7 protein-coding genes are annotated in these 7,555 nt (G+C 76.1%); 5 read left to right on the top strand and 2 right to left on the bottom strand.

The annotated features are described in order from the left end of the window. A partial coding sequence (locus tag AE652_RS30230) for a cell wall metabolism sensor histidine kinase WalK (protein ID WP_049657245.1) occupies positions 1-657 on the top strand: 657 nt, incomplete at its 5' end. On the opposite strand, the gene AE652_RS30235 is transcribed toward AE652_RS30230, so the two are convergent. Beyond that, a complete protein-coding gene (locus AE652_RS30235) occupies positions 638-1,687 on the bottom strand; it encodes a GlxA family transcriptional regulator (protein WP_049657247.1) in 1,050 nt (349 codons plus the stop codon). The two genes, AE652_RS30230 and AE652_RS30235, sit on opposite strands and share 20 nt — an antisense overlap. Positions 1,688-1,852: 165 nt before the next feature. Here AE652_RS30235 and AE652_RS30240 point away from each other — a divergent pair, with 165 nt between their 5' ends. Both AE652_RS30240 and uppS read left to right on the top strand, forming a co-directional pair. After that, on the top strand, positions 1,853-2,443 hold the full coding sequence (locus tag AE652_RS30240) for a cysteine hydrolase family protein (RefSeq protein WP_049657249.1): 591 nt from the start codon (positions 1,853-1,855) through the stop codon (positions 2,441-2,443). 171 nt (positions 2,444-2,614) lie between these two features. Continuing rightward, entirely contained in the window at positions 2,615-4,366 is a 1,752-nt protein-coding gene (uppS, locus tag AE652_RS30245) for a polyprenyl diphosphate synthase (protein ID WP_063780316.1), read from the top strand. Here the strand turns inward: uppS and AE652_RS30250 are convergent. After that, positions 4,311-4,991, bottom strand: coding sequence for a hypothetical protein (locus tag AE652_RS30250; RefSeq protein ID WP_049657252.1), 681 nt, complete (start codon positions 4,989-4,991; stop codon positions 4,311-4,313). The genes uppS and AE652_RS30250 overlap by 56 nt on opposite strands. Positions 4,992-5,330: 339 nt before the next feature. On the opposite strand from AE652_RS30250, the gene AE652_RS30255 reads away from it, so the two are divergent. Together AE652_RS30255 and AE652_RS30260 are read left to right on the top strand one after the other, a co-directional pair. Next, a complete protein-coding gene (locus AE652_RS30255; protein WP_143204714.1) occupies positions 5,331-6,326 on the top strand; it encodes a winged helix-turn-helix domain-containing protein in 996 nt (331 codons plus the stop codon). A gap of 282 nt (positions 6,327-6,608) precedes the next feature. Beyond that, complete coding sequence (locus tag AE652_RS30260; RefSeq protein WP_199823167.1) at positions 6,609-7,388, top strand: DUF2071 domain-containing protein; 780 nt, start codon at positions 6,609-6,611, stop codon at positions 7,386-7,388. The last annotated feature ends 167 nt before the right edge of the window (positions 7,389-7,555 follow it).

A 7,555-nucleotide genomic window follows, 5' to 3' on the forward strand; every position in this document is an offset into this window, starting at 1 on the left:
CTGCGCGGCTTCGCCGCCGACGCCAGCCACGAGCTGCGCACCCCGGTCGCGGCGGTCCGCGGCCACGCCGAGCTGGCGCTGCGCCACCCCGGGCCGGTGCCGCCCGAGGTGCGGCGCTCACTGGAGCGGATCGACGCCGAGGCGCTGCGGATGGGGGCGATCGTCGAGGACCTGCTGCTGCTCGCCCGGCTGGACGCCGGCCGCCCGCTGGCCGAGGAGGAGGTGGACCTGACCCGGACCGCCCTCGACGCGGTGGCCGACGCCCGTGCCGCCGGGCCGGAGCACCGCTGGCGGCTCGTCCTGCCCGAGGAGCCGGTGCTGGTGCGCGGGGACGGGCACCGGCTGAGCCAGGTGGTGGCCAACCTGCTGGCCAACGCCCGGAGCCACACCCCGCCCGGCACCGAGGTCGAGCTGCGGCTCGAACGGGCGGACGGCCAGGTCGAGTTGAGCGTCACGGACGACGGCCCGGGGATCGCGCCGGAGCTGGCCGAGCGGGTCTTCGAGCGCTTCGTCCGGGGCGACCGGGCCCGCTCCCGTGCGACCGGCTCGACCGGGCTCGGCCTGGCGATCGTCCGGGCCGTGGTCGGGGCGCACGGCGGCACGGTGACGGTGGCGAGCCGGCCCGGCCGTACGGAGTTCACCGTCCGGCTGCCGTGACGGTCGCCCTGGCAGCGGTGGGGATCGCGGTGGGTGCGGCAGCCGTCCGGAAGCGCTGCCGGTAGTCGGTCGGCGTCGTCCCGAGGCGGCGGCGGAAGGCGCGCACCAGGGTGTCGACGGTGCCGAACCCGCAGGCGGTGGCGATGCGTTCGAGCGTCGCGTCGGTGGACTCCAGCCGGTGGCGGGCCAGTTCGACCCGGGCCGACTCGACGTAGGCGCTCGGGGTGGTGCCCAGCTCCGTCTTGAAGATCCGGGTCAACTGCCGTTCGCCGACGTGGGCGTGGGCCGCGAGGTCCGGGACGGTGAGCCGTCCGGAGAGGTTGCGCAGGATGTGGTGGCGCAGCTCCTCGATCCGCCGGGTGGTCGACACGGGCTCCAGTGGGACGCTGAACTGGCTCTGGCCGCTGGGGCGTTTGAGGTACATGACGAGCTGGCGGGCGACCCGCAGGGCCAGCTCCTCGCCGAAGTCCTCGGCGACCAGGGCGAGCGAAAGGTCCAGGCAGGCGCTGATGCCCGCGCCCGTCCAGACCTCGCCCTCGCGGATGAAGATCGGGTCCGGGTCGACCTCGATCTCCGGGTGCTCCTCGGCGAGTTGGCCGGCCGTGGACCAGTGGGTGGTGGCGCGCCGCCCGTCCAGCAGCCCGGCGGCGGCGAGCAGGTGCGCGCCGACGCAGACGCTCGCCACCCGGCGCGAGCGGGCGGCCAGGGTGCGGACCCGGTCGACCACCGCCGGGTCGGTGAGCGCGCGGACCCGGCGGCGCTCGTCCACCTCGACCGAGCCGGGCACCAGCAGGGTGTCGATCCGGCTCCGGGCGGCCTCGTCGAAGGTGAGGTCGGGCAGGATGCGCACGCCCGCCGAGGTGGTGACCGGCGCCGCCGTCTCGGCGGCGAGGGCGACCCGGTAGCCGGTCGCGTCGTCGGTCTCCCGGCGGACCAGGGAGAACACCTCGGGCGGGCCGGTCACGTCGAGCAGGTCGACGCCCTCGAACAGCACGATGACGATCAGCCGTTGCGCAGCCGGTGCGGCCACTGCCTGCCCCCCTCGCTCCCCGGGGCGCTCTTCCCCGTCGATGTCGGAATCTGCATGTTAGGCGACATTGCCGACACGCGAGCGCCGCCCGTAGCGTTCTCGAAGCCGGCCGCACCAGGTGTGACCTGCGAGATCCCCGACTCCCGACCGTGAAGGCGGCACCCCATGCCCACGACGACCCTGCGCACCCTCAACGGCCTCGACGAGCAGCCCGCCGCGCTCGGCGACTCGACCCTGATCATGATCGACTACCAGAACACCTACGTGCGCGGCGTGATGGAACTGGAGGGCTGGCAGGAGGCGCTCGACGCCGGTGCCGACCTGCTCGCCCGGGCCCGGGACGCCGGCGCCCCCGTGATCCACGTGATCAACGACGGCGGCGAGGGCACCCCGTACGACATCCGGGCCGAGATCGGGCGGATCCACCCGAGCGTGGCCCCGGCCGAGGGCGAGCGGGTGGTGGTCAAGCAGGCCCCGGACGCCTTCGTCGGCACCGAGCTGGGCGAACTGCTCGACGCCGCCGGCCGCCGGGACGTCGTCGTCGCCGGGTTCATGACCCACATGTGCGTGGCCTTCACGACGGCCGGCGCCTTCCTGCGCGGCAACCGCCCGACCGTCGTGGCCGCCGCCTGCGCCACCCGCCCGCTGGAGTCGGCGGGCACCGGGCTGACGGCCGCCCAGGTCCACCGCGCGGCGCTGGCGACGATCGGCGACCTGTACGGCGTGGTGGTGGAGTCCCCGGCCGACCTCGGCTGAGGCCAGGCCAGGCCAGGCCGGACCGGACCGGACCGGACCGCGCGCGGAGCCGGGGCCGACGGCCGGGGTCCGCCCGGATCGCCACCGATCCGCCGCCGCCTCGTTGACCAGACGGTGCACGGCGAACAGCGGTGCACGGTGCGCGGTGGCGGAGAGGGGCGGGGAACGGGCATGGCGGCGAACGGGGCGGCAGCGGTGGGCGGTCCGCCGGAGCTGGCGGAGTCGTACCGGCTCTGCGAGCGGGAGGTGGCCGCCCACCAGGCCCCGCTGCGGGCGATCAGCGACACGCTGCCGCCCGAGGTGCGGCCGTACTTCCACGCCGTCAACGGCTTCGCCTCCCGGTCCGACCGGATCGCCGACGACGCCGCTGCCGACTCCGACTCCGACTCCCACGGTGACGAGGACGCCCAGGGCGCCGCCGACCCCGCCGAGCGCGAGCGCCGGTTCGCCCGCTGGCGGGCCGACACCCTGGCCGACCTCGCGGCCGGCCGCAGCGACCACCCGCTGCGCCGGGCCTTCGTCGACACCGTGCGGCGCTGGGAGCTGGACCGGGCGCTGGTCGAGGAGTTCCTGGACGCCACCCGGGCCGACGGCGCCCGCCCGCCCGCCTTCGAGACCCACGCGGACCAGCGCCGCCACCTGCGGGGCGTCGCGGGGACGGTCACCGAGCTGTGGGCCCCGCTGCTGGGCGCGCGGGGCCCGCGGGCGGCGGGCGCGCTGTCCGCGCTGGGGGAGGCCTGCCAGCTGGCGGACATCCTGGAGGACCTCCCGCTCGACCTCGCGGCCGGCCGCTGCTACCTGCCGCAGGACGACCTGCGCCGACTCGGCCTGACCGTCGCCGACTTCGGCCGGGACAAGAGTCAGGACGACCGCCGACCCGACCGCCGCACCGCCCTGGACGAGCTGGTCGAGAGCCAGCAGAGGCACCTGCACCGCCTGCTGGAGCAGGCCCTGCCCGCCACCTGGCTCGCCGCCCCCGGCTGCCGTCCGTTCCTGCACACCCTGCTGCTCGGCGCCCAGCTCCAGTACGACGAAGTGACCCTGCTGCGCTCACGCGTCCTGACCGAGGGCCTCACCCCGCTGAGCTCCGACGGCACCACGCCCCACCGCCGCGCCCGGCCCGCGCCTCCCGAGGGCGCGCCCGCCCACGTCGCCGTGATCATGGACGGCAACCGCCGCTGGGCCGAGGCCCGTCGGCTGCCCGCCCGGCACGGCCACCGGGCCGGGCAGCGGGCCGCGCTGCGCCTGGTCAACGCGGCGCTGCGGCTGGGCATCCGCCACCTGAGCCTGTACGCGTTCTCCACCGAGAACTGGGACCGCCCGCCCGAGGAACTGACCGCGCTGTTCGACTCGCTGGCCGACGGCCTCACCCGCAGCGCGGAGGGCCTGCACGCGCTCGGCGTACGGATCCGCTGGTGCGGCCGGCGGGACCGGGTGGACGAGTCGCTCGCCTCCTCCATCGCACTGGTGGAGAGCCTGACGTCGAACAACGGCACGCTGACCCTGACGGTCTGCGTGGACTACGGCGGACGGGAGGAACTGGCCGCCGCGGCACGGAGCCTGGCCGCCGAGGCGGTGGCGGGCCGGATCAGCCCGGAGGCGATCGGCCCGGCCGACCTCGCCCGGCACCTGTACGTCCCGGACCTCCCGGACGTGGACCTGCTGATCCGCACCTCCGGGGAGCAGCGGATCAGCAACTTCCTGCCCTGGCAGCTCGCCTACGCCGAGCTGCTGTTCGACCCCACGCCGTGGCCGGACTACGACCTGGCCCGGCTGCGCGGGGCGGTCCGGGCGTACGCGGTGCGCGAGCGGCGCTTCGGCGGCGGCGTGCCCGCCCAGTCCCGGACGCCCCGCAACGACCGGCCCGCTACGCCTTCTGCTCCTGGGCGGCCGGAGGAGGGGTGTACGTCCCCTGGGCCGTGACGTAGGCGAGCACCGTGTCCACGGTGACCGGGTGCGCGCCGAAGTTGGCGGTGTACGCGTCCACCGCCTCCTGGGTGGGGCGCAGCGGCACCCCGCTGAGCCGGACCTTCATCGGCTTCCCGGCCGGCACCGGATCGGCCGTCAGCTTGCCCTCGGTGAGGCCGCAGCGGAAGGCCGAGCGGTGCCCCATCTCCGCCCCGCTGACCTCGCACCGGCCCGAGCCCAGGCCGTCCTTGATCGCGCCGGACAGGTTGACCACCCGGTAGTCGCCCTTGGAGGTGCGGACGGAGACCCCGCCGTCCAGCGCCCCGTCGCCGTGCGCCTTCGGTGGGTTGGCGAGGGACGGGTCGCCCACGGCGGAGCGGATCGGCAGGTGGACCGCCGGGCCCCGTTGGTCCAGCACCATGCGCGCCGGGGCGACGACGTCCACCATCGCGTGGAAGCGGTCCAGCTGGGCCTGTGCCTCCGGGGTCCAGCGCGCCTCCACCCAGCCGTCGGAGAGCGTGCCCAGACTCCCGGTGCGGTCGGTGCCGCCGTCAACGGCACCGGCCGCCGTCCCGGTGAGCCACCCCAGTAGCGGGGCGCCCAGCGCCGCGCCCAGCAGCGAACGCCGCGTCGTGCCCATCGTCCCGAACCGTCCTTCCCTGGCCGCCCGGTACGGCCCCGGAAGCGATCATCCGTCCACCGACCGTCTCCGGGGCCGAGGCGGGGGACGAAACCACTCGTGCGGGGGGAGCGGGGAGCGGGCCGGGGTGGGTCGTCCAGGCACGGAAGCCCCCCGGGACGGCCGCCCGCCGGGTGCCCGCCGGGTGTCCGGTCCGGCTCTCGGGCCTCCCGCCCGAGAGCCCTGAATCCGGGCCCGCCGACAGCCCGATGCTCGCCGGACGGCGGCCCGCCCGGCAATGGATTCGGTTCTCGCCGAACGGTCTTGCGGCGGTGCCGCATCCGGGCGACGATCGCGACCGTGCTGCGAATCTTCTTCGGTACGGACGACCTGGAGCGGCTCCGGGTGGCGGAGCGCCCCGACATGTCGATGGAGCTCTCCCTGAGCGTGCACGCCCTGGTCAGCGGGGTGCGCGACCCGCGTTTCCAGGCCTGGCGCGAGCAGCTGCGGGCCTCCTGGAACCCGCGCACCGCGCTGCTCTTCGACCTCTACACCCCCACGGCGATCCCGGAGTTCCTCGCGGTGCGGCGCGACCCGGGCGCCACCGAGAGCGCCACCGCCCAGGCGCCCGAGGCGCCGCTGCGCGACCACCTGCGCTCGGTCGGCGGGGAGCGGCAGTTGAGCGCCTTCGCCCGGGGCGTCGCGGCCGGCGACCGCCGGGCCCGCAGGCTGCTGGGCAACGTCACCGCCGACTACCAGACCCGGGCGATCGACCCGTACCGGCGGCAGATCGAGACCATCGTCACCACCGAGCACGGGCGCCGGCGCCGGATCGCCGAGCCGGACCGGGTGCTCGGCTCGCTGCACCCGACGGTGTCCTGGCGCCGCCCGGTGCTGAGCTTCCCGCTGGCCGGCGGATGCCGGCACGACGTGCGCCTGGACGGCCGGGGGCTGCTGCTCCAGCCGTGCGTGTTCGGCCCCCGCCGGCCCGTCATCGCCCGTTTCGAGGACCCGGCCCAGCAGCCGGTGCTCCTGTACCCCGCCCGGATCGGTGGTCCCTTGCGCGCCGAGCCCGAGCCGACCCCCAGCCGCACCCTGACCGCGCTGCTCGGCCAGACCAGGGCCGCCGCCCTGGAGGCCATCGCGGCCCACGGGCCCTGCTCGACCAAGGACCTGGCGGGTCATCTCGACATCTCCACCGCCTCCGCGAGCGAGCACGCCACCGTCCTGGCCGACTCCGGGCTGACCACCAAGGACCGCACCGGCCGCTCCGTCACCCACCGCCCCACCGCGCTCGGCCACGCCCTGTTGGCCGGCCGCGTCCCGGCCCCGGACCCCGAGGACGACCCGGCCTGACCCCGCCTCCGCCACGCCCGGGGCCCTTCCCCGCCACACCCTGACCCCGTCTCCGCCACACCCTGACCCCGCCTCCGCCACGCCCGGGGCCCGCGCTCGCGCAGCGCGGGCCCTGGGCGTTCGCGCACCCCGTCCACCCCTCCGACCCCCGAGTTGAACACGTTCAAAGTCGTGCGCCATGATGAGGACGCGCGAGAAAACCCCGCCGCGGCCTGCGGTGAAGGGCGGTCCCGTGCTGCCCCGTCACGCTCCGAACCCCCCTACCCGACCACGGAGTCGACCGTGCGACACCTGCTGCAACGCCACCCCTTCGCGATGCGCACCCGCTTCGCGCACTCGCTCGTCCTCACCTACGCCCTGCCGCCCCGCCTGCTCGCCCCGCTGGTGCCGCCCGGCCTCGCCCTCGACACCTACACCGACCCCGACGGCACCGAGCACGGCTTCGTCGCCGCCGCCGTCGTGGACGCCCGGGCACTGCGCCCGGCCGCCCTGCCCGCCCGCCTCGGCCGGGACTTCATCCTGACCGGCTACCGGGTCTTCACCCGCTTCCCGACCCCCGGCGGCCGCACCATGCGCGGCCTGCGCATCCTGCGCTCCGACACCGACAGCCGGATGATGGCGCTCGGCGGCAACGCCTTCTCCCGCTACCACTACCGGCACGCCCGGATCGGCACCCGGGTGGTCGACGAGACCCTGGAGTTCAAGGTGGTCAGCGGCGACGGCCGCGCCGACCTGCACGTGCGCGCCGACCTCGGCAGCGCCCCCGCCGCCCTCCCGCCGGGCAGCCCGTTCGCGGACGCCCGCGCCGCGCGCCGCTTCGCCGGCCCGCTGCCCTACACCTTCGAGTTCGAGCCGCAGACCCGGTCGATGATCGTGGTCAAGGCCACCCGCGCCCACTGGGAACCCGCCCCGGTGGCCGTCGAGGTGCCCCGGCTCACCTTCTTCGACCACGGCCCGCTGGCCGGCAGCCGGCCGGTGCTCGCCAACGCCTTCCACGTCGCCGGCCTCGACTACGGCTGGCACGCCGGGGAACGCCGCCCCCTCACCGGAGCCGCCCGATGACCGCCCCCGCCGCCCCCGCCGCCTCCGTCCCCGCTCCCGCCCCCGGTCCCGTGCCGGACGGCCCCCGCCCGTCGGGTGTGCGCGAGGTCGTCCGCTACAACTGGCCGATGTACGCCGCCGGCGCGTTCACCGTCGTCGCCGGCGGGGTGCTGGCCCGCCGGCTGCCC

The sequence above is a fragment of the Kitasatospora sp. MY 5-36 genome (assembly GCF_001182915.1).
Classification (GTDB): domain Bacteria; phylum Actinomycetota; class Actinomycetes; order Streptomycetales; family Streptomycetaceae; genus Kitasatospora.